Genomic DNA, 24,380 nt, shown 5'->3' with positions numbered 1-24,380 from the left:
CGCTACGCCGCGATCGCGAAAGCGACCGGAAGGCGGACGGGAGGCCCGTGGCGGGCCCGCCCCGCGCCTCCGTCCGCTTGTGGGTTTCCATAGCAACCGCAATGATTGAGACTCCGGCATCGGAGCCGGATTCGATAGGGGGATCCGGCTCCGAGCCGGCCCCGTCGTACCGAATGTGAACCATCTCGCCGATCTCGGCGTAGGTTCCCCTCTCGTGAGCAGCACGAACGGGGCGATCAAGAGCCTGGTCCCCGCCAGGATGGACAGACTGCCGTGGACGAGGTTCCACTGGAGTGTCGTCGTCGGACTCGGGGTCTCCTGGATCCTGGACGGTCTGGAGATCCAGATCGTCTCCAACGCCGGCTTCCAGGCCGACCTGAACCTGTCGACGCAACAGGTGACCTCCCTCGGCACGATCTACCTGGTCGGCCAGGTGGTCGGAGCGCTGGTGTTCGGGCGCATGTCCGACCGGCTCGGGCGGCGCAAGCTCTTCATCCTGACGCTCGCGATCTACCTGATCGGCTCGGGCGTCGCCGGTCTCGCCCAGGACTTCTGGTTCCTGGCCGCGTTCCGGTTCGTCGCCGGCCTCGGCATCGGCGGCGAGTACGCGGCGATCAACTCGGCGATCGACGAACTGATCCCCGCGAAGTACCGCGGCCACGTCGACATCGCCATCAACGGCACCTACTGGGGCGGCGCCGCGCTCGGCGCCTTCGCGAACATCTACCTGCTCGACACGGCCAACTTCTCGGAGAGCATCGGCTGGCGCATCGGCTTCTTCCTCGGTCCGGTGCTCGGCATCGCGATCATCTTCCTGCGGCGGCACATCCCCGAGAGTCCGCGCTGGCTCATGACCCACGGGCGCGAGGAAGAGGCCGAAGCGACCGTCACCCAGATCGAGGAGGCGGTCGAGAAGTCCACCGGCAAGCGGCTGCCGGACGTCGACGAGTCGAAGGCCATGACCGTCACGCCGACCGACCGCGTCGGGTTCCTGACCATCGCGCGCGTGCTGCTCAAGCAGTACCCGACGCGCACCCTGGTCGGAGCGTCGATGATGATCACGCAGGCGTTCCTCTACAACGCGATCTTCTTCACCTACGCGCTCGTCCTGACGAACTTCTTCGGCCTGAAGACCGCGCAGACGTCGATCTACTTCTTCCCGTTCGCAATCGGGAACCTGCTCGGACCGATCATCCTCGGTCGGTTCTTCGACACGTGGGGCCGTCGGCAGATGATCTTCCTGACGTACCTGGTGTCGGGGCTCGTCCTGGCGACCTCGGCGTTCCTGTTCCGCGCCGACGCGATCTCCGCGACGGTGCAGGTGGCCTTCTGGTGCGTGTCGTTCTTCTTCGCCTCCGCCGGGGCCTCGAGTGCGTACCTGACGGTCAGCGAGATCTTCCCCCTCGAGCTGCGGTCGCAGGCCATCTCGTACTTCTTCGCCCTCGCGCAGGTCTTCGGTGCGGTCGCACCGCTGATCTACGGTGCCTTCATCGGGGACGGGTCCTCGCGTGAACCGCTCTTCTGGGGGTACCTGCTCGGGTCCGCGGTGATGATCGGCGGCGGGGTGATAGCCCTGGTCTTCGGGGTCGATGCCGCGCGGAAGGGGCTCGAGGACGTCACCCAGCCCCTGTCCGTCCTCACCGGGGACGCGGAACAGCAGCGGCGCTGAACAGCGACGGCGGCCATGCAACATTCTGTATTCAGAGTGTTTAGCACGGCCGTCGTCGTGGTGTCACGGTGCTGGCATGGCACTCCTCCACAGCGCGACACCCACCACGACGATCCACGACGGTGCCGGTGCGGTCGGCCGGGGTGACCGCCGTGCGTGAAACTGGCGCGATGGAGCAGTCACCGATGCGTGTCGGCCGGGGCGACCGCGATCCCCACGGCCTCCGGCGCAGTCTGTTGCGCGACGCGGTCTTCCTCCGCCTGCTCGACAGCGTGCTGCGCGGCGAGTACCGCCGCGGGCAGCGCCTGCGCCTCGACACCATCGCCGAGGACATGCGGGTCTCCCGCACGCCGGTGCGCGAAGCCCTCGTCTCCCTCGAGTCCCATCAGCTCGTCACCGTGCAGCGGTACGTCGGCGTGGTGATCACGCAGTGGACCGTCGGGCAGATGACCGAGCGTCTGCGCATCGCCCGGGCGCTGGTCGTCGACCCGCCGGTGGGCGGCACGGGCCACGACGACCGCTTCGACCCGGCCTGGCTCCGCGAGTGCTGGACCGAAGCCGGGGCCTTCGTCGAACTCGCCGCGTGGTTCCTCCGGCGGCGCGGAGCCTCGGTCAGCGCCGACTGGATGCTGTCGCAGCGCACCGTGCTCGACACGTTCTTCACCGACGACGTCGCACTGGCCAACGGGATCGACGCCGTGGTCGACCGGGCGCGGCGACTCGACCTCGTCGACCAGGCCGTGCGGGCAGCGGAGCGCGATGCGCTCGACGACTGCGCCGTGGTGCTGCTCGAGCTCGCGGCGGCGCTCATCGCCCTGCCGGACCGGTTCCGGGTGGCCGTGGCCTCCTGAGTCGTCCCGGCTGCGGGTTCGCACAGGTCGGCATCGAGCCCCGCGGATCCGGGGGTCGACGGCGGATCGGTGGGTCCGCTCCGACGTCGTCCGCACTGGATCGCCAGGGATCTCCGTGGCAGCCTTGACCGGTTGCCACCCCAGGCGCGTCCACCGACGACAGGAGAGCCCGTGAACGACGTCCGCGATCGCTCCCACCGTCTCAACCGAGCCGACGGGATCGCACGGCACGGACGTCTCCGTCGGTCCGGACCCTTCCGGACCGTCGCTGCGCTGGTCGCGAGCGTGGCCGCAGTCGCGCTCGTCAGCACCGCCTCGGTCGCCGCGATCGCCGCGAAGCAGGTGACCGACGACCTCGGTGACGGCGTGCAGATCGAGGGGCAGCCCGCGCCGCGATCGAACGGCACCAAGGCCCCGTCGCTCAGCGCGTACAAGGGCGGCTTCAACATGCTCGTCGTCGGGACGGACAACGACCCGGACCAGTCCGCGGAGTTCGGGGAGCGCGACGCGACGCTCAACGACGTCAACATCCTGCTCCACGTCTCGGCGGACCACACCAACGCGACCGCGGTGAGCATCCCCCGTGACCTCGTCACCCCGATCCCCGCGTGCAAGAAGACCGACGGCTCCGGCACCGCGCCGGCCATGGCCGCGCAGCCGATCAACACCTCGTTCAGCGACGGCGGGCTGAACTGCGTGACCCAGACCGTGCAGGGGCTCACCGGCTTGGACATCCAGTACTCGGCCGCGGTCTCGTTCAACGGCGTCATCGAGATGTCGAACGCGATCGGTGGTGTGCCGGTCTGCGTGGCGCAGCCGATCGAGGACCCCTACACCGGGCTCGACCTGCCCGCCGGCACCTCGACCCTGCAGGGCGACGAAGCCCTGGCGTTCCTCCGGACCCGGCACGGCGTCGGTGACGGTTCCGACCTCGGCCGGATCTCGAGCCAGCAGGTGTTCCTGTCGTCGCTGCTCCGGACCGTGAAGTCGAACGACACGCTCACGTCGCCGACCACCCTGTACAAGCTGGCCCGTGCCGCGGCGTCGAACATGCAGCTGTCCCAGAGCCTGAACGACATCGGGACGATGGTGCAGATGGGTCGGGCGCTGCAGGACCTCCCGCTGTCGCAGGTGAACTTCGTGCAGTACCCGGGCACGACCGGCGGCACCGGGGTCTACGAGGGCAAGGTCCAGCCGACGACGTACCTGGCCGACCAGCTGTTCGCGAAGATCAAGGCGGACCAGTCGTTCTCCCTGGGGGAGGACAGCACGGGCATCGGGTCCGAGGCGAACGCGGCGCCGTCGGAAGCGGCCTCGTCGCCGGCTGCTGCGGCGCCGTCGGCTCCGGCGTCCGCACCCGCGGCTGCTGCGCCGTCGTCGCCTGCCGCCGCTGCTCCGACGGCATCCGCGACGCCGGAGACCATCGACGGGCTCGAGGGGCAGTCCGCCGACCAGGAAACGTGCTCCAAGGCCTTCGGCTACTGACCCGGCGGCTCAGGCCCCCGCCCCGCGTCTCGCGAAAGCGACAGTCTGCCGCCGAACATCCGCGGCACACTGTCGCGCTGACGGCACAGACCACGGGCCGTGCCGGCACACTGTCGCTTTCGCGTACTGGTCGGCCGCCGTGCCCGGACGCAGAAACGGGGGCGCGGTGGTGGACCGCGCCCCCGGAAGCCGCTCCCCGAGCGGGCGCCAGGCAACCGGGCGCGCCGGGCCCGGCTCGGAGAGCGACGTCGGTGCTGTGTCGCGACTACGGGGACGAGCCCCGGAATGTGATCGCCGCGTCTCGATGATGCTATTCACCGGGGTACGTCGGGACAACCCCGAGGTGTCCCCACTTCGGGGGACCCGCGTTCCGCGACCGTGCCACGCGCGGGGGTGCGGTCGGGTCGAGAGTGGCCCGGTCCTCCTGTATGGTGGTCGGAGCGCTCGCGAGAGCGCTTGGAGACGTCGCATAGTCCGGCCGAGTGCACCACCCTGCTAAGGTGGAGTCCCCTTTAGGGGACCGAGGGTTCAAATCCCTCCGTCTCCGCACTCCGGCAAGTTGTCGAATCGCCGGGGTTCGGGTTCACGAATGAGTGGGCCAGAACCCCGGCGTGACGGCGATGTAGCCGCTCTGTTTTCAGCTCCTTCGGTCGCCGCCCTTCGTTCGGCGGAATCTGCAGCTGTTGAGTCTGATGCCGCCTAGCCCTTGGGTTTCCGGGGTTGTCAAGGCCGTAGCGGCGGTGTGCGTGTCGTCCATAGCCTGGTTCACCCCCGCCTTGTCTTGGCGTGCGCGGCGCTGGAGCGCTCGACGAGAGAACTCGCACGCTTCGAGTGACGCTTAGGCTCTCTGACGTCATGGGAACTGATCAGGATCTGGCGCTGGCGGCGATCGCCGCGGCGATTGAGAACTACCGTCCGCAGGTCGTGTCTGAGTATTGGGCCGTTGCGGGTGGCGATTTCGCGCGCGCTGCGGTCATGAAGGCGAAGCCGGCGACGACCGCTGACGCCTACCGGCTCATGTACAACGTCGCGCCCTTCGTAATGTGGGCGCGCGCGCAGGATCTGCCGGAGAACGTTGAAGCTGTGTTCACGCCGGATCGATTGGACGAGTACCTCTCGACGGGGGATCGGCGGGAGTGGGTGTCGAATACGCATGTGGTCGCTCGGTGGGCGATAACTCGCGTGGGGCGTGCCGCGACTCGCCGCGCGCCGTGGAAGGTGCGTGTTGCTGCGCCGAAGGACGAGAAGCTGAGCGCGCCGTATTCACCCGAGCAGATGGATTGGTTCCGGGAAGTCGCTCAGACGCAAGCGACGACGCGGCGGTCGCGTTATATGCGGGCGGCGTTGGTTCTGCATCACGGTGCGGGCCTGAAACACAACGAGCTGCGGTTCGTTGATGAATCGGATTTTGAGCAGCGCGATGGTTTCTTCGTGGTGCGCGTCACGGAGAAGCACACGGTGAAGAGCCGCATGCCGAATCGGGCGGTTGCTGTCGACTCGGCCTACACGGAGTGGCTGCGGGAACTGTTGGATCAAGCGCGCGGGGAAACGCTTGCGCATGCTGCGAGCGGGTCGGCTACGTACGACCCGCTGAAGGTGATTCGGCGGGAGATTGAAGTTCCCGCGGCGCTGCCGTCGTTTGATCCGCGTCGGCTTCGGAACACGTGGTTGGCGGACATGTTGAATCGGCGAGTTCCGCTGCGGGCGGTGCTGGCTGCTGCTGGGTTGCAGACGCTGGACTTGCCCTTGCTGCTTCCGGCGTTGCGGGACGATGACGAGCGCCTGAGCCTCTCGGCGATGGCCGATATCTCGCTCGAGATGGGCTCCGATGAGTCGTCTGTGAGCGGCGTCGGGGGCATGTGACACCTGTTTTGAAAGCTCTGCTACTCACATGTTTCCCTGTTGTGAGGTTGACGATCTGAGCTGTAAGGTTCGGTGGTGCCCGCTGACCCCGCTCAACCCCGCGAGCACGCGCGTCAAAAGTTCGGGCTCGACTGGCCCTTCTCACCCGCAGATCAGCCGAATCTTGCGGGAGAGTCAATTGATTTTGTCCTGACCACGATCGTCGCCTGGAACCTGCAGCAGGACATCCGATCACTTCGTCAGCTGTGGAGTCACACGCGCACTCACAGAACCACGCAACCTCAGATCCGTGAGGAGGTCGCGCGTAGATACGAGCTGTCCGTCAACCAGCTGAACAAGCTTGTGCACGGCAAGCGCTACCTGCACATCCGCGAGCTGCAGCGGTTTCTCGACGACGCGACTATCGGTCCGCAGCTCCGCGAAACGCTTCGCGATGCCCAAGGCGTACTGTACGGCCGTTCGATCAAGAGCCATGCACTCGAGGCCGCGGTTGCCCGCTTTCGACCTGTCACCATGAGGAGACGAGGAGGGAAGCGTGTGATGAGTAACGAAGACCTGACGGCCGAACGGCAGTCGCAGCTGCACGAGATTGAGTCAGCGATCGAGACGCTCATGCATGTTGCCGCCAGCGTGCAAGGCGACCTTCAGGGACTCGCGGACGTCAGCGACGGACGCAACCCCGCGTGGGGCTCGAAGCTCCATATGGACTGGGAACGCACTCACGCGCAGCTCCGCGACCAAGGTCTTCGGAAGCGCATTGCCGCCGAGGCGCCTGAGCCCCAACTCGGTGTTCCGTTCGCGGCGACCGTGCGAGCAGCGATCCCGTACCGGCGGGAGTTCACGCTCACCGACCTCCGCAAGACGCTCGGCGTGGACCGCATCCATCCGTCATCGAGCAACATCCTGCACTCGACCATCGACTCGATGGTCAAGCGTGGGGAGCTGATCCGCATGGGGCGTGGACGCTACGAGTCCACACCGCTGCTCGGAAAGCGCAAGCAGTCCCGAGGCCCCCGCCTCAATGAGGACAACACGACTTCCGGCGACGACATCGCCGGACCGATGGGCTAACGCCCCGATTCACTGTCCACGGACAGGGAGGAGTACGAGGAACTCGCCATGCACAGCCGCCAACACGGCGGCGAAACCACAAAAGCCACCACCGGAGCGGAACATCCGCAGGGTGATGGCCTTCGAGGTATCTCTCGCCAAAAAGATTACTTCGAGGCTACACGCCGCTCCGGGAACGCGCAACCCCTGGTTTCGTCGACCCTTCACACCATCATGCCCGGACCCCGTTCCGAGCCACTCGAAGCACCACACGTCGTACCGCCCTACCCTCGGAGACGGCCCGCTACACGCACCCGCCCTGGGACCCGCGTGCCCGATCTCACCCGTGGTCGCCGGCGCACGCAGGCGGCAGCGTGGTGAGCCGCGCCTACGTCGGCGGGGTGTGGGCGCACACCACCGACGAGGTCTACGCCCGCTACCGACCGTGGTTCTGCGACGAACGCTGGTTCGTCGCGGCACGCGAGCAACTCATCGGTTGGGCGCGAAGCGTAAACGCGTCGACTCCGACGGCCGCGTACAAGAACACGATGTACGTCTGCCAGTTCGCCCGCTTCGCTCACAAGCACGACATCCCCTTCGACCCCGAAAAGCTGTTCACGCCGGAGAACGTCGAGTGGTACGTCCAAACTGAGCTGACCGAGCACGGCGAACACTCCCGGTCCACCCAGCGCGGATCACTCCGCCTGGTCGGCCGAACGATCACCCGTCGAGTCGCGTGGCCGCCACCGGAAACCCGGTTTCCGAAGCCCGCCGCGGCAGAGCCATACTCGAGCCTGGAACAGCACCGACTGATCAGCCTGATCGATATCCAAGCGACCGAGCGTCGTCGGCGCGCATGCCGCGGCGCCGTGCGGCTGGGATTGGGCGGCGGATTCCGCGGGCCCGAACTGGAACGGATCACCGGCGCCGACGTCGAACAACGCGACGACCTCGTCATGGTGCACGTCCGCGGCGACCGGGAACGTACCGTCCCGATCCGTCGTGACCACGCCCACGACGTGTTGGAGCTGGCGTTCGAGCACCCCGAAGAGCCGCTACTCGGACCCTTCAAACCACATCAGCGGGACCCGTTCTCCCGCGTCAAGGCACTGCTGGAGATCCCCTCCTGGGCGCCACCGCTGGAAGTGCGACGCCTCCGCGCCACCTGGATGGTGTCTGTCCTCAACGAGGACATCCAGCTCGCCACCTTCGTCGACGTCGCGGGAGTCACCGACTTCCGCTTCGCACACCTACTTCCCCACCTGCACAGAAAGGACACCAGCGAGGTCGCACGCGCCCTCGCCGGGCACAACGCATGACGAACACCACCGACTCCCACAACCCGATGCCGTCCTGGCTGCCCGAAGGTCGCCCCATGGACCGCGTCGAAGCGATCACTACCGCCCTGGCCATCCTCTCCAACTCCGGCCTAGAGCCGCTCCTCAACAAGCTGGAGCGCACCACCCCGGGACGTGGACGGCACGTCAGCTTCGCAGCGATGCTCGCCGCCAGCATCGCGTTCAAGGTGCAGGACCCCAAGCGGGACGTGAAGATCGCCGACATCGCCCGCTGGGTCAGCGCCCTTGCCCCCGGACAGCTGCGTCGACTGGGTGTCCCGCGAGGGTGGACCTACTTCAACTTCCAGACCACGTTCAAAGCTCTGGCCGAAGCGTTGGAACCCGATGGAAGCGACCGCCGCATCGACTCAAACGGCACGATCATCAGTGTCCGCCGCCCGGACCTGTTGAGCTTGGACGAGTTCGCGAACTCCCTGCTCTCGGGGTCCTGGAAGCTGCGCGACTGGAGGGCGCCGCTGCCGTGGACACAGGTGCAGGCGATCGACTCGACCGACATCGAAACCCACGCCCGCGCCCGCGCGTGGACGAAGCGGCCGGACAGCCTTGACGAGTACGAGCCCGACGACTCCACCCCGAATCGGGAGTGGAATGAAGACCCCAACGAGTGGCCGAAGATCGGGCACCTCGACAGCCGGAAGATCGTCAGCGCCGACCTGCAGGCCCGCATCGGTTGGCGGACCAAGACTGACGGGCGGGCCACGAACGCGTTCAACGGGTACGACGCGCACCTCCTGGTCGACGCCGGCAACCCGGGATCGAAGTTCTGGGTACCACTTATCCGCGGCGTCACCGTGCGACCGGCGGGCAGCTACAAGGCGCAGGCTGGACTCGACCTGTTGGACTCACTGCACGGCGGCATCCAGTTCGACCACCTCACTGCCGACCGTGGATACAGCCACGCGAGGTCCGAAGCGTGGGCGAAGCCGCTTGCGGCTCGTGGCCTGAAGTACGTCCACGATCTCCACACCAGCCAGCGCCGCCCGCACCCCTCTGACAGCCTGCCGGGAGCGTTCTGGCTGGACGGAACCCTGTTCCCAACGTCGCTACCCACCCGGATGCGAAAGCTGCCCGGCTTCAAGGCACGCACCAGTCGAAAGGAACGCGACGAGCTGCTCGCCCGCTACGACGAGCGCGCACAGTGGGCGTTCGTTCCCAACCGACGCTTCGACAACGGCGACATCCAGTACAAGGGCCCTGCGCGCGCCGGGCACCTTCGCTGCCCGAACTACCCGCCCTCGGCACGGCTCGGCGCGCACGTGCCCCGCAGCAACTGCGTGCCAGGGGAGCCGTGCGCCTGCGCGGCGACGAAGGTAATTCCCGCCACCGAAGGAGCCTGGGAGCGCCAGCAGTACGTCTACGGCACCACCAAGTGGGCCGCCTACTACGGGCTGCGGAACATGGTGGAAAGCCAGAACTCGCAGCTGAAGTACTGGCGAGGTTCAATGCGCCGCCACAGCACCCATGTGTTTGGAACTACCGCGAACACCCTCGTGCTGGTCCTGAACTGCATCGCCGTGAACATCAGCATGCTCCGCGACGCCTACGGCGCCACCGACCCCACCCGCCCTACCTCCACCCACGACGTGGCCCCGCAGCGCCGACGGAAGCCCAAGGTCACGCCCACACACCTTCAGCCCCGACGCCGCAGTCGCACAACCACCTGACGCGAAACCCTCCATGGGGTGCGCCGTCGACCACTCTCGGCGCACCCCACCCGCCGGCGCGCCCACGCGCCACCGATCCTCGCCAAGGAGACCCCATGACCCACCCGACTCTCGTGAACGGTGCCCCGCAACTGCCTGTCATCCGAGGCAAGGGCAACAGGCCCGCGACCCCCCGAACGGTCCGCCTGTCTTCAGGACAGCGCCGCCTCTGGCCAACCCCGACCGGAGCGCCACGCTTCGACCTGACCTACCCCTACGAGCACCGCGTCGCCATCGCGGGCGACTGGGAATCGGACTGGCCATCAGTCGCGGCGACGCTCCAGGCGCTTCGACGACGTGCACCCGACATCCTGACGATTCTGCACCTCGGCGATCTCCGCTACGAAGCCCCCCGCAGCACAAGCGCTGGCGTACCGGGTCGTCGCTTCATCAGCGACCTCGACGAACTCCTCGAACAGCTCCGATTCAACCGGCTGATCCTCACCGCAGGAAACCACGACTGGTGGGACCAACTGCACGCCGAGTTCGAACGGCACCCGGATCGCATGTACCGCATTAGCCCCCGAATCTGGATCGCCCCCAGGGGCTTCCGATTCCAGATCGGTGAGGCCACGTTCATGTCATTCGGCGGGGCAGTGTCCTTGGACCGCGGACCCGGCAGCAGCTCATGGAGCGTCAACGAAGCGCCGACACGTGTCGACGTCGACCGGGCGAGCCGCGGAGGACGGGTCGACGTGCTCCTCACCCATGAACCGCCCGAAGCCGGCATCCCACAAGTCGACGCCATCACTGGCCGAGCAGAGCGATGGCCACCGGAGCGGCTCGAACGATCAGCGCAATCACGTGCGCTGATCACCGACCTCGTCGCAGCCGTCACCCCGTCGCGCATCTTCCACGGGCACATGCACGTCCGGGGCGAAGCCCACACCGCCGACGGACGATCAACGTTCAGTCTCGCCGTCGCCGGAAAGCCCGGCAACGTCGGCGTCCTCACCGTCAGCGACGACCACTTCCTCGACTTCAACTGGAGCGAGGCCCCGCCGAACCGATGAGCCCACCGGGCCCGCGCCGCCGGGCACACCCTCGCGACCGGCTGCGGCGCCGTTGGATCCAACCCAAACGCCCGGATCGCCGTCCAAGCTCACGACCACCGAAACCCGCCACCAGGAGAAACCAACCCTGAGCACACGTCGCCAGCTGACGGATCGCATCGGCCGTCCGCTGCGGAAGTACGAGACGAACTCGACAAACAACACGAGGAAACGCCATGACCGAGCAGCTGCCGATCAAGCGAGCAGCCCGCCTCCTCCAGCGAAGCGGGGACCCTGCGTACGCGAAGTACACCGTTGCCCTTCGCGTGGCCACGGCCCGGGCCTCTACAGATCCGGAATGGGCACCCCAACTTGTTCAACTGCATCTCGCCGACCGCGACAACGCCCGGGACGCCGGCCGCGACCCGGGACGGTTTGGCACCCCTCTGAGCGCCTCCTGACCCGCGCGCGACAACGACAGTGCTCCGAGTAGCCCCCGAACCAAAGACAGGAGAACCAACCATGCCTGGAACGAACGACCTGACGGATCGCATCGATCATCTGCTCCACCAGTACGACATGAACCCGGACGCGTTCTACAGCGCCATCCTCTACTCCTTGCACCGCAGCGGCCCTCCCCACCGGCCGGCGATCCCTCCGACACTGAAGCTGGACGAGACTGACCTGGAGGACGCCATCGAACAGATAGCTGCAGGTGCTTTCCAGACGTACGCAGCCGAGAACGCCGCGGTCGCCGTCGCTGGATCTGACTCCGTCGCGACTGCGGCGCGGCTCCTCCGGATCGAAGCCAAACCGTTCGCGGACATCGTCGAAGGGGGACGCCTCCTCACAGTCCAAATCGCCGGCAGCGTCAGAGTGCCGCGATGGCAGTACACCGACGCCCTGCCGACGAGCCTTCTGCCCGGATTACCCGCGATCCTCACCGGCGCACACAAAGCCCGTATCTCAGCGCAGACGTTGGCGGGCTTCATGACTCTTTCACAACCTGCCCTCTCCGCCGAAGCGGCGCTGACCCCCCGCCAGTGGCTGATGGCGGGCTACCCCGCCGACGCGGTCCTCCGCATCATCGAAGGCTGGGCTCACCGATGAACACCATCACCAACGAAACCCGCCAGATCACCATCACACTGCCGACCCGAACCGCAAATCTTCTCACGGCCAGCAGCATTCACGAGAGCACAAACGTCAGCGACTACATGGTCGTCGCGGCCGTCACCGCTGCCCGCGCACTCATCGACAAAGACCTCGAAGGGGGCCACACCGAGACGCGATGGCAGTTTTTTGACGAGCTGTGGTTGCGCCGTCACGCACGCCGGATCCACCGGTACGTGCGCCGGGGCCGTCGATTCATCGTGACGCTTCACGGCGAACCAATCGGGTACCTGCTCCGCCCGACCGCCGGTCCCGAAGGTCCGAGCACTGCGCCTCGCACGCAACGGAAGCGGCATCCATGATCCTCACCGGCATGAACCGAAGCACCCAAGCAACTTTCCCGGTCGACGTCGCAACCAACGCCCCGTACGTCAGCGTGCGGCGTTTCGCCCTCGAGCGCCGCGATCGAGGGCTGGGACAGGACATTGTCATCACGCTGGGCTACGACGTCGGCGCGGACGAGCCCCCCACGTGCATCTCGTTGCTTGCTGTCATCGGTGCGACCCTCACCGACCCAATGACACACACTGACCTGCGACCGCGTGTCTACGACGAATGGGGGCCAGTCCCCTGGGGTGCGCGTCCCCCATCGGTCCGGATTGCCGCGCCGTTGTCCGCGCAGTACTGGGACGCTCCCAGCGCAGCTGACGTCGACCTCCGCGTCACAGCGTGGCGCACTCCGACATGACATCGTCGTGAGAACGTCGTTGGCTTTCCGCGGCTTCGGGCGGTGACCGGTCGATCGTGTGCTGCCGGTCACCGCCTTCTAGCGCGTCAGTGGGCTGCTTCGTACGCGTCCCGCACAGCCCGCTGATACGACCGCGAGAAGAAACCTCGTGGCCGTTCTCCGCCGCCCAGCTGCGGATCTTGGCGAGTTCGTTCGGGTCAGTGCGAGACGACGGGGACGCGGACGGCCGGTGACGTCCCGGTGACGTTGGACGCACTCGCGTGTTTGAGCGTGTTTGTGACGGCCTCCTGCGTCACCTGGTACACGTCGACACCGACCGCCATCGGCACTTGCTCTGAGGTGCCCTCGGTCTGCAGCGTTGCCCGCAGGCCCGTCGCGCTGATGACCTTGAGCAGCGCCGCCAGCCCGTCGATGCTCGGTGTGGGCAGCAACCCATTGGACCCTCGGATCGTCCCGACTGCGTGGCGGGTGTCATTGAGGGTCGTGCGGGCAGTTCGTTCGATCAACCCGACGGCTGCATCCACACGCTCCGGCTGCCGAGCCAGCCTGCCGGTGCTGGCCGCTGCGAGGGTGTCGATCACGGCAGGCCGTGGGCGATGACGTCGTGCATGTCCCGCGCGATGCGGTTGCGCTCGTCGGCGACCGCGAGCCGGGTCTGCTGCGCACGCTCCTGTTCGGCCCGAGCGCTTTGGTCCTGCAGCACCTCGACCGCGTCAATCGCCAGTTTCGTGATCAGCCGCCCGTGTTCGGGGACTTCGTCCTCGGGAGCGCTCTGGGTGCGGCGGCGCTGCCAACCACACGTAGCGAGTCGAGCGAACGGCCAGATGCGCCGTCGTCCTCCGGTTCGCGATCGATACGCTGCGTGCCGACGAGTTCCCTGTCGAGGCCTGGGCCGCTCGTTCAGCCGCTCGAGCCGGTATCCCCGCTGCGGGACCACTCGTTCCCAGCGCGCAGTCACCTGATCCAGAACAGGACCTGGGCCACAACACCTTCGCCTACGCGGTCCACCCGGGCGCTAACATCGCCGCCATTGTCGCGAGCGGGTACGACGCGAACCTGCTGCTGCGGGCGGGAGGGAGTGGCCCGGACCTGACCGCTACGGTGATGTCCTCGTCGCCAGGTGTGCGCGTCGAGTCGGTAAAGCCCGCCGACGACCGGTCCGGCGACCGCGTCGTCCAGCTGTACGACGCGCTCGGCGGACGGACCGACACCGAACTGGACTTAGGCTCCAGCCGTCCGTGAATCGAGTGAGATCTGGGCCGAGGCCGGCGCGCCGGTGAGCGGCGACTCTTCGACGGCGTCGACGGCCCGTTCGAGTGGGGCGCGCAGTGCGCGACCAGAGGGACGGGTCGATCAGGGTAGAGTGTTGCTGTGCGTTCGTCCGTGAGGGACCCGTGGGTTCGCGACCTAAGCGCTCACAGAGTTGGGAGACCCAGGTTCGAATCCTGGCGGCACACGCGTGGTGCTGTAGCTCAGCGGTCTAGAGCGTCCCACTTTTCTTCAGCCGCTCGATCCCGGCTCGCACCTCGTCGTCCGTGAGTTTCAATGCGTCGAAACCGCCACGAAGGTAGCCCTTCACGCTGCGGGCAGCGCTCGGGTCCCTCAAGGATTTGCCGCTTTCGCAGAAGTACTCGTGCACCGCCATGTCGGTCCACGCATCGCGCGGGATGGCGAGTTGCAAGCCCCTATTCACTTCGTAAGCCAGTCGCTTTTGCACAGCGAGCGCGCCAACGAGACCTGCAGTGCCAACAAGCGCTGGATCACCCACGGCCGGGATCCTGAGTCGCTCGCTTGTAAGCGACTCCCAGGTCGCTCGTTGACTTGAGCTAAGGGAAACGTATTGGTCGACCAGGTCCTGACGAACGAGGCCCGCGGCATGCGTATGCGCGTTGCGGATGCGGCGCGTGAGGTGGAACAATGCCAACGCGTCGCCGTCGACAGAATAACCAGTTAGCGTGGAAAACTTCTCATGCATCTGATCGGAGTTCACCGTCGCTGCGCTATTCGAGGCGAGTCCGTGGGGGATGAGGAGTCGGATGCATGAACGAACAAAGTCTTCGTGCAGGCCGAATGTGAAGTTCAACGCCATTGTGCAGACTTCTCCCTCTGCCGCCGCAAGCAGCGCCGTGGCGCGATCTAGGCGCTGATTCATTCGCTGAACATGCGGGAGTTCAGGGTAGACGGCTGCTAGCAAACTACGTTGATTGGGCTCATCCGCCATCGTCTTCACGGCGAGCTTGGAACCGACGAGCAAGGCCCAAACGGTGTCGCTCGCTTCAACTCGTCGACGTTCAAGCTCACGAAACTCTTTGAACTTGACCTGCGGGTGGGTGCGGTACTGGCTGCTCATGCAAGAACTCTACCGAGCAGTCACTACCCGCGGCGTCAAACCGCATCTCGCGGCGGCTTGAATGTGCAGCAGTAAGTAACGACCACTCTTGCCTCGCTCGTATCTACCGGCGCGGCGGCTTGGCTTGCTTCAGACCCTAGGTGTGATGGCGCAATGCTCTGCGCCGTCCCGCGGGGAGATGCTGTCCTGCTCAAGGCAGCCGATCGCGCTCGGTCTGCACAAATTTAAAATGGGGTATCTGGGGAGAAATCGATACTCAGCCTCACAGGCGCGACGATGGAGTGCGGAGCGAGAACGGGGTCAATCCCGGGCATTATGGGGTTTCCACACTTGGAAGCGGCTGCTCGGAAAAGAGAATACGTGGAATGTATCCTGCCCGTCGAGCAAGCCGACGCGGAGGTCTTCACGCTCTTGCTCCGGGAAGAACGCGCTAGGCTCAATGGGGCTGGTTATGTATTCGATGACAATAGCTGGCGCGTCGTAGATGGGAAGCTGCTTGGTTCGCATGCCTGGCTTCCAGGTGACGAGATCGCCAACGTTAAATTGTTCTTCCCTTTGGTAGACGCGGAGTGCGTTCGAAAGATTGTCGACGTAGTCCGGTTCCTTTGTAGCCTCGCGATACCGTTCTATGAAAGGATCATCCTCGGTCGTGGAGCCGCCTCCGATGGGCTCATCTTGTGTCCCGGCGGTATCGGTCATCGTCGACTTCTTCCTTGCCGAGTCGCGACGGGGAGGCCGCGCTGGCGCGCGGCGGCGCTGGGCTCAGTCCAGTCGCTCACCGGCGGGTTGCGGACCATGTATGCGTTTTGTACGGGGGTGTCCACCGCAGTCGGGATTGTACGCTCAACCGTCACCGGCTGTGGTGCGACACGTTCTTCGTTCATTCGCGCAATTCGTGCACGAATGCGTCGTTTGAATGCGGCCTTAGTTCGAACGGATTTGGACTGTCGGGGCGCGTAATCGATCAGCATCTGCAGGGCATGGTCATCGTGCCTCTGGTGAAAGTACACGGCACGAGTAAGGAGGTAGTCGTCGTCCTCGGACGGCGATAACGCTGAATACAGGCGAAAATACGTGTCTGCGTAGCCTTGCTCGGCGTTTAGGCGTTCCGCGAGGGCTGAGATCAGTAATGGTTCGACGACGTTGCGGGCTCGAATGCGTATGTCTTCTAGTTCCGCCGGTTCCGCCAGCGCCCATGCGAACCCCCGATGGGTTGGGCTCCACGACCGTAATGTTTGGCTCATGGGGTGCAGCGCGCGAACTGAGTGAGCAAGCGACTCGACCTCGGCCGTCAGGGCCGGCCCTGCTAGTGCGACGACGTGCCCTGGCGTGAACGCGCGACGCTGCCCTTCCTGCGCGAACAAGTGGACGAACTGGTGGTCGCCGTTCGCGATGGGCCGGAGCGAAGAGGGAGCAAGGCTGCCTCCGACCGCGACGTAGTGGTGCTGCTTGATGGCGACGACGGGGTCTGCGGTGACGATGTTAGCTTCGTTGCCGCGGAGGCTGCCAGCGAAACCGATGAGCGTGACTGTGTTCACGAGAACCGTCCATTTCGTAGTGCTTCCATCATGCCGGAGTACGGGTCCATGGTTTCGGTGGCGACACGCAAAAAGTTGCGCTGGTGGCGCACGTTCTCGGTCGAGCGGAGCGGCTTCTCAGCGGACAGCCACTCGCGGTACAGCTTGAGGTACCCCGGACGCAAATATGCTGCGAGGAGCCGCACCGATCGAGGAGAAGTTCGGACGGCGGGAAGCCGACCCTCCCAGGCCCAGCGTCGCGGGTCCGGGTTGCCCCCGAAGATAACCTCAGGTACCCGTGGGCTTGTCGGGATCGTGCCGGGCGTATCGCTGTTGTAGTCCGATGGGCGGTCGAAGGCATCGCGGATCCATGCTCGCAGCTCGGACTGATGAGTCGAGAGTTGCATGCTTTCGCGCGCGACGAGCTGCTTTGGCGTGAGCTTTGGTGTGCGAACCGGGATCTTCCGCAGCGCGATGCCGCCGGTATCGAATGGTGCAACGGCGCCGCGCAGCGCGTCGTTTTGGACAGGGGCGAACACGGTTACGTAGTCCCCGAAGTGCGGCGAGTTCCGCCCCACCCCGTAGTAGACGAAGTGCTGCCCTCCGAAGAGGATGCTTTCAGCTTTCTCTGTGTTCTCGGTCGGAGTGAGGGTGCCGAACCTGCCAGTCACCCGTCGAAACAACAGCTCCTGCCATTCGATCTCTCCGGTGGGATCTTGCCCGGGTCCGTCGGTCGGCGACTCGGGCTGCACCGCGGCGTCGGCTTCATCGATCGGCATGCCCTGGATCCACGGCCAGGAGTGATCGCGTGAAAACAACCGAGGCACAAACATGAGGACTTGACGATATCGCACTGCAGCGTACTGTTGCGCACCCCCGTTGCGGGGCCGCGGCGGTTAGACCGCGGCGCGCTGCTGTGTGCGAACAGCGTCGCTTGCGAATCGTCGCCGTTCTGGACGGTCGCCGACATGGCGCTCCGCTCGACCTCACCAACGTCACGGTCGCCGCGATCGCCGAGTACCAGTGGGTCCGTGACACGCACCCACGACATCGGCCGCGGGACACCACCTCCCGCACAGGAGGCATCGCGTGAAGTTTAGCGCCCACTCCACTGATCGAACGCGCTGCAGCAGGCTCGGTCCGCGGTCATGCCACACGATCACAGCGTCGACTACGTCGCCGTGACGAGCGGACCGCAGCAGAGTCTTGAGGGGTCCATCATGGATCTCGCGGACGCCATCGCCTACTCGGACCACGATCCGGAAGACTTCTGTGTCAGCGGGACGATCAAGCTCGAACGCGTGCGCGAAGAGCTGAGCGCGGGCCCGCGCTCAGCTTGACGGAGCGGAACAACCCGGCGGTGATTCGAACGTTTTTGTTACGCAGTGGAGCAGCTCCAGCGTGACTACACGCAGTTCGACCCGACAAGTTGGTCGCGGCCATCAGCGGAGTCAACGCCCTGTTCGAAGACACGAGCGGCAATCTGGGCGGCACGTGGAACACGGGCGACTTCGAACTGAGCGTGCGACAGCAGCTCAGCCGCAAAGTTGACCGGCTCTTCGGCGCCATCGAGTGCAGCAACGCTCCTGGGGCACCGCCGGTGTATCTCGAGAAAGCGCCCTGGCACGAGATGCAGGTCATGAAGCTCATCACCAAACGCTTACTCGTATCCAGCCCAGCGGCATCGCACTGCCCGGCGCAAGCTTCAACGACCTACCAAGCTCCTAGCCAGGCGCCCGCTGACGCCGAGAACTGAGACGCCCCGCATCAGACAGGTGTGGGTGATTGATCGCTTGGAATGCCTCTGGGAACTGTTTGCCAAGCAGAAGGTCCGCCCAGCCGGAGTGCGGCCACCTCGACCACGACGTGCATCGGCGACACCACCGCGCGAGCGCTGTCTTAGAACTTCCGACACTGGCGGGCCTTCGGCGCTACGCCATAGAGCCGGGGCGAGACACCACTCAGGTCACGGCTCCTGGCTCATCTTGTGACCGCCTCCACACGCTCATAAGTTACGTCGTACCGGGTGTCGGGGAGATGCCGCGCGGGCGTCATCGGGTGCTGAGTTTGCGCACGCCCCAGGCGATCGCACCGATGACAATGCTCGTCACTGTCATCATTGTCCCGACCGCGGGCACCCAAGCGCGCACGTCCTCCAGCGATGGCAGAGGCGTCTGCGTGCTCTGCAGGAACACGGTCGCGGCTAGCGCTGCGAAGAGTACGACTACAGCGCCGCTAAGCGCCACGAGGATCCACCCCGCCCGAACCTGCGGGTCGAGGCGTCCCACGTCGAGGGTGACCACGGTTTGAGCCTGTCTCCGGAGCTTCGCTGTTCGGGCTGTCGCTCCGACCGCTGCTTCTACCTGATCGGTCACGACAGCGCCGAAATCGCCCCCGGGGAGTCGAGTCTGCAAGTCGAGGGCTGCAAGTTCTGCACCCCAGTCGGCGACACGTCGCCACCACAGCGCGTCCCGGTGGTGCCGCGCTGCCGGCTGATCGGTCGCACGGGCGTAGCGATTGACCATCACGCGTTCGATCCGCGCAAGTCGAGATCGTGCTTCCGACCAGTGCAACGGTTTCTTTGGTCGCCGTAGCGCCGCCAGCGACGCGTGGACGAGTTGCGCCTCGAAGGGCGCTCTTCGCCGCCATCGCCCGTGTTCGGACATCACCGTGGCAATGCCGAACATGAGATCAACGCCAAAGATGGACAAGGCGAGGAAGACCCAGCCGGGAGCGTCGAGCTCTGGTACCCAAACGATGACGGCCAGCAGCAGTTGCGCGGCGCCAATGAGAAGGCTGAGCTGGTTGAGCAAGCGCGCCGGACCGAACGCACCTCGATTCGCTCGCCACAGGTCTTCCGCACGCGGACGGTGCGCGGCGATAAAACGTGCCGTGCGTGGCCCGGATGGCAGCGTCGCGGCCGTCGCGGCGTATACGGTCCCGCGAATCCGTGACCACCTTCGGGCGAGGACCTCTAACGATGTCATCTCTGACGCGTTGGTCGTAGGCCCAGTGGACGCGCCCCCGAGGAGCGCCAGGCTCAGCAACCACACCATGACCGCGTTTGCCGCGAGCAGCAGCGCCCACCATTCGCTCCATGTGGCAGAAATCAAACCGGACACCGTTCCCCTCCTCGAGCCCATTCTGAACCGTCAACGCATGTTTAAGGACTCTTCGCACTACCGCGCATCGGCCGAGCGAGCCGGCGCGCCACATGGCACCACGTCATATCGTTGCTGCCCACCAGCGCTTCGGCAAGATCAGTTCTGGTCCGACCCGGACGTGCCCGCTAAGACAGCGTTCACTCGATGCGGGCGTTGGTCGCAGTAGCGGTGACACCGGCTCGATCGCCTAGCGTGCCCAACGGTCCTCAGTCGTCCTCCAAACAGCTGCCTCACCCGTCTCATCCGGCGGTGGCGCCGATCATCAGCGAGCCGCGCACATCGACACGCAATGAGAACCCAAAATGATGTCGTGGCAACTGCGTATGAGCATCGAGAGGTAACCACCTGGCTGCGGCCGCCGCGCGTTGCCGTGCTCGTATTCGGTGGAGATGCGACGTGGCGAGACTGGAGCCTGAAGGTGCTGGAGGCCGTCTCGGACGTATGGGGCGGAAACGGGTTCGTGCTGGTCCCATACTCATCGGACGGCAGCATTCATCCCGCCGTTCTGGAAGAGCTACGCCGGTACGACCCGGACCGAATAGCGCACTTCGCTGCCGAATCGGCAACCTGGCTCCAGCTCTCACCCGAACTCATCACAGACCGCGCCGATGATGCACGCCCGGTGGGGGAGACCTTCATTCCCAGGGCGGCCTCGATCGCCGCCGACACCGCGCACACCCTCTGCTCGTCGATGCCTGGCATCTTTGCCGAGTACTGGGACTCCCGCTTCATCATGCTCCGCGAACGCGGCAATCCGCTGCCACCGGAGCTTGTGCTGGTGGACCCGATCTCGCGGCCCGCAGCAGCGCTGGTGGTCCGGCCGGAATGGGATTCCGACCTGGCGTTGTTTGGCGCGTTCGTCACCGGTCGACCCGCCCTCGACGAGCCCTCGAAAGCCGCCACCGCCCCAGCGCCCACGCAGCTGGCCACCTGGCTTCTCACCCGCGACAATGACGATGCGCCAGAAGAGCTGGCGTGGTTCGCGGGAATGGAGCTGGCTCTCGGCACTTCTGCCATGTTCCCCTGGTTCGACGAGACACGAGATGGCTTGTCGTGGTACCTGGAAGAAGCGGACACCGCGCCGCTGACCATCGCCTACGGATCCTCAGCGAGCGACTTCGCACTCGCCGTGCTGCTCGACCGTATCCACGGCGACGCGCTCTGGATCACCGACGCGATGCTCTCCGACGAACAGACCACAAGCAGCATCGCCCAAGGCGTCCATCGACGACTTCATCGCGACCAGCACGAGCGGGCCGCCTTCATCACGGCAACTGACCCGGATACCGTCGAGGCAGCACGTCAACGCATTCTTGAGCCACTCCGCTCCTTCGTCGACGAAGACGACCTCGATCGCCTCATCTCTACCAGGACGCCGATCGTGACCGAGGAAAGCCGCCTGCTCCTCAACGGCGAAGTGGGACGACGCAGCAGTATGCCGGTCATCACCGACGGCGACCAAACGGTCACCTTCGCCCGCGAACTCGAGCCCGACACTCCAAACTCGCCCGAACGCTACCTCACCGGACGTGGCCTACCCGGTTGGGTCGTCGATGTCGCCATCGAGCGGGTCTCCATGCCGACTGGACGCGGCGCCGACCCGGACTCCCTGGTACGGCTCGATCGGCAAACGTGGGCCACCGTCCGCGCCAGCAAGACCGGGATCAGCTTCGACGGCGGCCACACCGGGTACGTCGCCCCCGGCACGTTGCTGCACCATCGCACTGCCCGACCTCGGCTGCGGTTCCTTGGCTTGCTGCCGTGGGTGCAAGGTCGCGCTGCGACGCGGCAGCTCACAGCCCAACCATCCCGGCCGGGACAGCACGCCGACCTGGTCGCTAGACGCCTCGGCAGCCGCGCGCGACTGCGCGCCATCACCGCATCACCGATGGGCGCCCTGCTGCGTGAGTTTCTCGACGACGCCGTCTCGGAAGGCGGTCGAACACGCTTACGACGGGCAGAACGCAACGAGTCGTATTTCACGTTCGATGCGCTCAGCCAGACGGGCAGGATGTCCGACAATGGGCAGCTTCGCGACGGTCTCGACGAGCTGCTCGATGCGGGCCTGCTGCGGCGCGGCCTGATCCTTAACTGTGGTGAGTGTGGCGCCGTGTCGTTTATCTCCGTCGACAACATCGGACAGCGTTTCTCATGCCCGCAGTGTGACGCTGAGAACTCGTTGAACAGACAACGGTGGCACGCCAGCGATACCGAACCGCCGTTCAGCTACGACCTGCACCCAACCTGGCGCACCATGCTGCAGCACAACGGTGACCTGCCGCTGCTACTCGGAAATCGGCTCGGACGGATGCGATCCGCGTACGTCGACATCTCGGAGATCGAATTCTGGGACGCCGATCACGTCAAACGTCACTACGAGATCGATCTGATCGCGCTCTGCGATGGGCAACTCATCGTCGGCGAGACAAAATCCGGCCCTCTAGGAAACGGGGCGCAGCGTCGCGAGATGATCAAGAAACGACTAGACGCTGCCGAGATGCTCGGTGCAAACTTGATCGTCTTCGGCACCGCGGAACCCGACTTCAGTCAGACCGACCGCGACGCCGCGGACGCGTTGCGGCGGCAAAGACTCTCACCAGTGGAAGTGGAGTTCGTCACCGACCTCCGACGGCTCGGTCTCCCGTTCACCGGTTGGCCCTGATCGCGGCATAAACGGGTTTCAGTCACCACGAATGATCCGCTCGCCTGTGTCGATCTGGCTCACAGCCCAACTGGGCGTCAGGGTGTTGACGCCGCGCGTCCGAGAAGTGTCCGCTTTGGGCTTATATGTGGCCGCGGCGCTGACCGGGAGGGCTTGATCAGAGGCGGCTTCTCGCCCGGTCATCTCGGTTGCCGGACAGCACGGTTGCGGTGTTTGGCGGTTGGGAGACTGAGTAGATCCGTCCGTGATTCGAACAATTGCTGCAGTGCAGCGATGGCGATGGCGACGGCGTCGGAGGCCATCTGTCGGAGGGTCCAATCGTCCAATTCACTGTCGCCGTGCACCACGCGGCTCCGAGCGTTGTAGATATCCCGGAGGTGCTGTTTGTTGGCCTCCTGATCCTGGCCCGGTCGGTGCAGCAGGTGATCGAGTGCCTCCGTGACACCCTTCGTCGTGCCGGGCGTGATGCCGAACAAGCTCTCCCACACGATGACCGCGTCAACGAGGATGTCCTCAGCGCGCTTACGCTCGTTGATTGCCTGCAGCAACCGTCGGACGGCAACGCCAACGTGAGGGCGGTGATCATGTACGGCGACCGCCCACCGGCGCCAGGAATCGACCTCTGGTCTTGTCAGTCGAGCGGGCAACAGGCCCACGGCGTTTACCGGATCGCCCCAGTTGACAATGCGGCCGTAGCTGAAGGGCTCCATGGCTGCGCGCCATGTGGGGTAGATCGACGATTGAGGATTCCCGGTGCTCAGCAGCAGCGCGAGACGGAGTGTCTCGGCGGCCTCTTCGATCGCGGTAGTCGTCTGAAGCAGCGGCGGGATCCAGGGCTGGTCTGCGGGACGGTGGGTGATCGACGCTGTGTAGGGCGCCGACGTCTCAAGGACGAGGTCGCCGCTATAGGCGATGGCGGTTGTATAGCCGTCCTCGTCGGTGGTGCTTGTGCCGCCTGATATCCGAGCGATGTCGGCGAAGTAGCGATCGCGTTCGTCGACGCGTCGGAGGGTGCCCCAGCCGAGATCGATTCTCTCGACATCGCGAGGGAGCAGCACGCCGGTGAAGCCGATTCGTACTGGAATCTGAACAGCGCCGTCGAGCGCCTCGCGTGCGCGCTCGAGCTGGAGTTCGACTTCGGCGGCGAGATCAACAGGAGTCGGGACCAGCGACTGCAGCTGCGCTCCGATCCAGGCCGCTGTCACCAGTTGGTCAACAAATAGGGACGGTTGGAACGTGAACCCCTGCCCCACGCTGCGGTACAACAAGTCCTGTTCGTTGCCTGCCTCGCGCCCGATCGTGAAGAGAGGCCCGAGTACCTCGTCCTCCATGGCCGCCGCTTGGAATCGCTCAAAGAGAGGATGTGTCCTCAGCGACACCATCGACATACCGAATCCGTCGGACCTGAAGCTGTCGTGGAGCAGCAAGCTCGGGTACGCGTCGACAGCGATCCGTGTCAGGAGGGTTGCGAGGGACAGATCCGTCACATCGAAGCCGTGGGCGGCGCCTCCGGCGAGTATTCGCCAGACTGTGCCGAGCCCGCGGCCGTCAATATTTGCGCCATCGATGAGTACTTGTGACCAGGTGGCCTGCGGGTGACTCCCGGATGACTCGATGCGGACAGCTCGAGTGAGGTTGAGCTGCTCGAGGACCGCGAGCTGCGATGGACCTAGCTTATCCAGTTCGATTTGACTGTCCCATGCGACGACGGCGCTCAAGTCTGCGCCGAGCAGGTACGCAAGGGTGCGGGGGCCCAGGTCCTCGCGCAAGAGGGTAAATCGATCCGGGGTCACCAGCAAACGCTAATTCACTATCGTGTGGGACTGCCGCAGGTTTGGTTGACTCCTGTGAGGTA

At 65.4% G+C, this 24,380-nt stretch carries 22 protein-coding genes and 1 tRNA gene; 14 read left to right on the top strand and 9 right to left on the bottom strand.

Annotated features, from left to right (window positions below):
- The first annotated feature begins 214 nt into the window (after window positions 1-214).
- The 12 genes from EDF42_RS18400 (at window position 215) to EDF42_RS19140 (ending at window position 12,832) form a co-directional block, all read left to right on the top strand.
- Window positions 215-1,669, top strand: a complete 1,455-nt coding sequence (locus EDF42_RS18400) for an MFS transporter (protein WP_311316753.1) — start codon at window positions 215-217, stop codon at window positions 1,667-1,669.
- 170 nt (window positions 1,670-1,839) lie between these two features.
- Window positions 1,840-2,520: a GntR family transcriptional regulator gene (locus tag EDF42_RS18395; protein ID WP_123673930.1), complete on the top strand. Its 681-nt coding sequence runs from the start codon at window positions 1,840-1,842 to the stop codon at window positions 2,518-2,520.
- 285 nt (window positions 2,521-2,805) lie between these two features.
- Window positions 2,806-4,005: an LCP family protein gene (locus EDF42_RS18390; RefSeq protein ID WP_260235566.1), complete on the top strand. Its 1,200-nt coding sequence runs from the start codon at window positions 2,806-2,808 to the stop codon at window positions 4,003-4,005.
- A 458-nt stretch (window positions 4,006-4,463) separates the two neighbouring features.
- Window positions 4,464-4,552: transfer RNA gene (locus EDF42_RS18385), tRNA-Ser, on the top strand.
- A 308-nt stretch (window positions 4,553-4,860) separates the two neighbouring features.
- Window positions 4,861-5,868, top strand: a complete 1,008-nt coding sequence (locus EDF42_RS18380; protein ID WP_148067895.1) for a phage integrase family protein — start codon at window positions 4,861-4,863, stop codon at window positions 5,866-5,868.
- 75 nt (window positions 5,869-5,943) lie between these two features.
- The gene (locus tag EDF42_RS18375; protein WP_148067893.1) at window positions 5,944-6,939 is read left to right on the top strand and encodes a hypothetical protein; all 996 of its coding nucleotides are present in this window, start codon (window positions 5,944-5,946) and stop codon (window positions 6,937-6,939) included.
- Between the two features lie 356 nt (window positions 6,940-7,295).
- Window positions 7,296-8,237, top strand: a complete 942-nt coding sequence (locus EDF42_RS18370) for a hypothetical protein (RefSeq protein WP_123338611.1) — start codon at window positions 7,296-7,298, stop codon at window positions 8,235-8,237.
- Entirely contained in the window at window positions 8,234-9,940 is a 1,707-nt protein-coding gene (locus EDF42_RS18365; protein ID WP_123673922.1) for a transposase, read from the top strand. The genes EDF42_RS18370 and EDF42_RS18365 overlap by 4 nt, the downstream gene beginning before the upstream one ends.
- 113 nt (window positions 9,941-10,053) lie before the next feature.
- A complete protein-coding gene (locus EDF42_RS18360; RefSeq protein ID WP_221181048.1) occupies window positions 10,054-10,992 on the top strand; it encodes a metallophosphoesterase in 939 nt (312 codons plus the stop codon).
- Between the two features lie 501 nt (window positions 10,993-11,493).
- Entirely contained in the window at window positions 11,494-12,081 is a 588-nt protein-coding gene (locus tag EDF42_RS18355) for a hypothetical protein (protein ID WP_123673918.1), read from the top strand.
- Window positions 12,078-12,446, top strand: coding sequence for a hypothetical protein (locus EDF42_RS18350; protein ID WP_123673916.1), 369 nt, complete (start codon window positions 12,078-12,080; stop codon window positions 12,444-12,446). The genes EDF42_RS18355 and EDF42_RS18350 overlap by 4 nt, the downstream gene beginning before the upstream one ends.
- On the top strand, window positions 12,443-12,832 hold the full coding sequence (locus tag EDF42_RS19140; protein ID WP_123673915.1) for a hypothetical protein: 390 nt from the start codon (window positions 12,443-12,445) through the stop codon (window positions 12,830-12,832). Before EDF42_RS18350 ends, EDF42_RS19140 begins: the two co-directional genes overlap by 4 nt.
- Here EDF42_RS19140 and EDF42_RS19375 read toward each other — a convergent pair.
- The 7 genes from EDF42_RS19375 to EDF42_RS18320 form a co-directional block, all read right to left on the bottom strand.
- On the bottom strand, window positions 12,807-13,088 hold the full coding sequence (locus tag EDF42_RS19375) for a histone-like nucleoid-structuring protein Lsr2 (protein WP_311316786.1): 282 nt from the start codon (window positions 13,086-13,088) through the stop codon (window positions 12,807-12,809). The genes EDF42_RS19140 and EDF42_RS19375 overlap by 26 nt on opposite strands.
- Window positions 13,030-13,263: a hypothetical protein gene (locus tag EDF42_RS19110; protein WP_185041076.1), complete on the bottom strand. Its 234-nt coding sequence runs from the start codon at window positions 13,261-13,263 to the stop codon at window positions 13,030-13,032. The genes EDF42_RS19375 and EDF42_RS19110 overlap by 59 nt, the downstream gene beginning before the upstream one ends.
- A gap of 146 nt (window positions 13,264-13,409) precedes the next feature.
- Window positions 13,410-13,535, bottom strand: coding sequence for a histidine kinase (locus tag EDF42_RS19105; protein WP_185041070.1), 126 nt, complete (start codon window positions 13,533-13,535; stop codon window positions 13,410-13,412).
- Window positions 13,536-14,312: 777 nt separating this feature from the next.
- Window positions 14,313-15,182: a hypothetical protein gene (locus EDF42_RS18750; RefSeq protein WP_148067892.1), complete on the bottom strand. Its 870-nt coding sequence runs from the start codon at window positions 15,180-15,182 to the stop codon at window positions 14,313-14,315.
- 300 nt (window positions 15,183-15,482) lie between these two features.
- Window positions 15,483-15,881: a hypothetical protein gene (locus tag EDF42_RS18745; protein ID WP_148067890.1), complete on the bottom strand. Its 399-nt coding sequence runs from the start codon at window positions 15,879-15,881 to the stop codon at window positions 15,483-15,485.
- Window positions 15,878-16,720, bottom strand: coding sequence for a hypothetical protein (locus EDF42_RS18740; RefSeq protein WP_148067888.1), 843 nt, complete (start codon window positions 16,718-16,720; stop codon window positions 15,878-15,880). Before EDF42_RS18740 ends, EDF42_RS18745 begins: the two co-directional genes overlap by 4 nt.
- The gene (locus tag EDF42_RS18320) at window positions 16,717-17,478 is read right to left on the bottom strand and encodes a hypothetical protein (RefSeq protein WP_148067886.1); all 762 of its coding nucleotides are present in this window, start codon (window positions 17,476-17,478) and stop codon (window positions 16,717-16,719) included. The genes EDF42_RS18740 and EDF42_RS18320 overlap by 4 nt, the downstream gene beginning before the upstream one ends.
- Window positions 17,479-18,128: 650 nt before the next feature.
- Here EDF42_RS18320 and EDF42_RS18735 point away from each other — a divergent pair.
- Entirely contained in the window at window positions 18,129-18,455 is a 327-nt protein-coding gene (locus EDF42_RS18735) for a hypothetical protein (RefSeq protein WP_148067884.1), read from the top strand.
- A 295-nt stretch (window positions 18,456-18,750) separates the two neighbouring features.
- Here EDF42_RS18735 and EDF42_RS18730 read toward each other — a convergent pair whose 3' ends face one another.
- Window positions 18,751-19,821, bottom strand: a complete 1,071-nt coding sequence (locus EDF42_RS18730; protein ID WP_148067882.1) for a hypothetical protein — start codon at window positions 19,819-19,821, stop codon at window positions 18,751-18,753.
- A gap of 352 nt (window positions 19,822-20,173) precedes the next feature.
- Between EDF42_RS18730 and EDF42_RS18305 the strand changes: the two genes are divergently transcribed.
- Window positions 20,174-22,525, top strand: a complete 2,352-nt coding sequence (locus EDF42_RS18305) for a hypothetical protein (RefSeq protein WP_148067880.1) — start codon at window positions 20,174-20,176, stop codon at window positions 22,523-22,525.
- A 179-nt stretch (window positions 22,526-22,704) separates the two neighbouring features.
- On the opposite strand, the gene EDF42_RS18300 is transcribed toward EDF42_RS18305, so the two are convergent.
- Window positions 22,705-24,318, bottom strand: a complete 1,614-nt coding sequence (locus EDF42_RS18300) for a HEPN domain-containing protein (RefSeq protein WP_123673899.1) — start codon at window positions 24,316-24,318, stop codon at window positions 22,705-22,707.
- Window positions 24,319-24,380: the final 62 nt, after the last annotated feature.

It is taken from the genome of Curtobacterium sp. PhB172 (genome assembly GCF_003752545.1).
Taxonomy (GTDB): domain Bacteria; phylum Actinomycetota; class Actinomycetes; order Actinomycetales; family Microbacteriaceae; genus Curtobacterium.
Note: the sequence above shows the minus strand (reverse complement) of the source record. Positions and strands in the feature narration are given on the sequence as shown.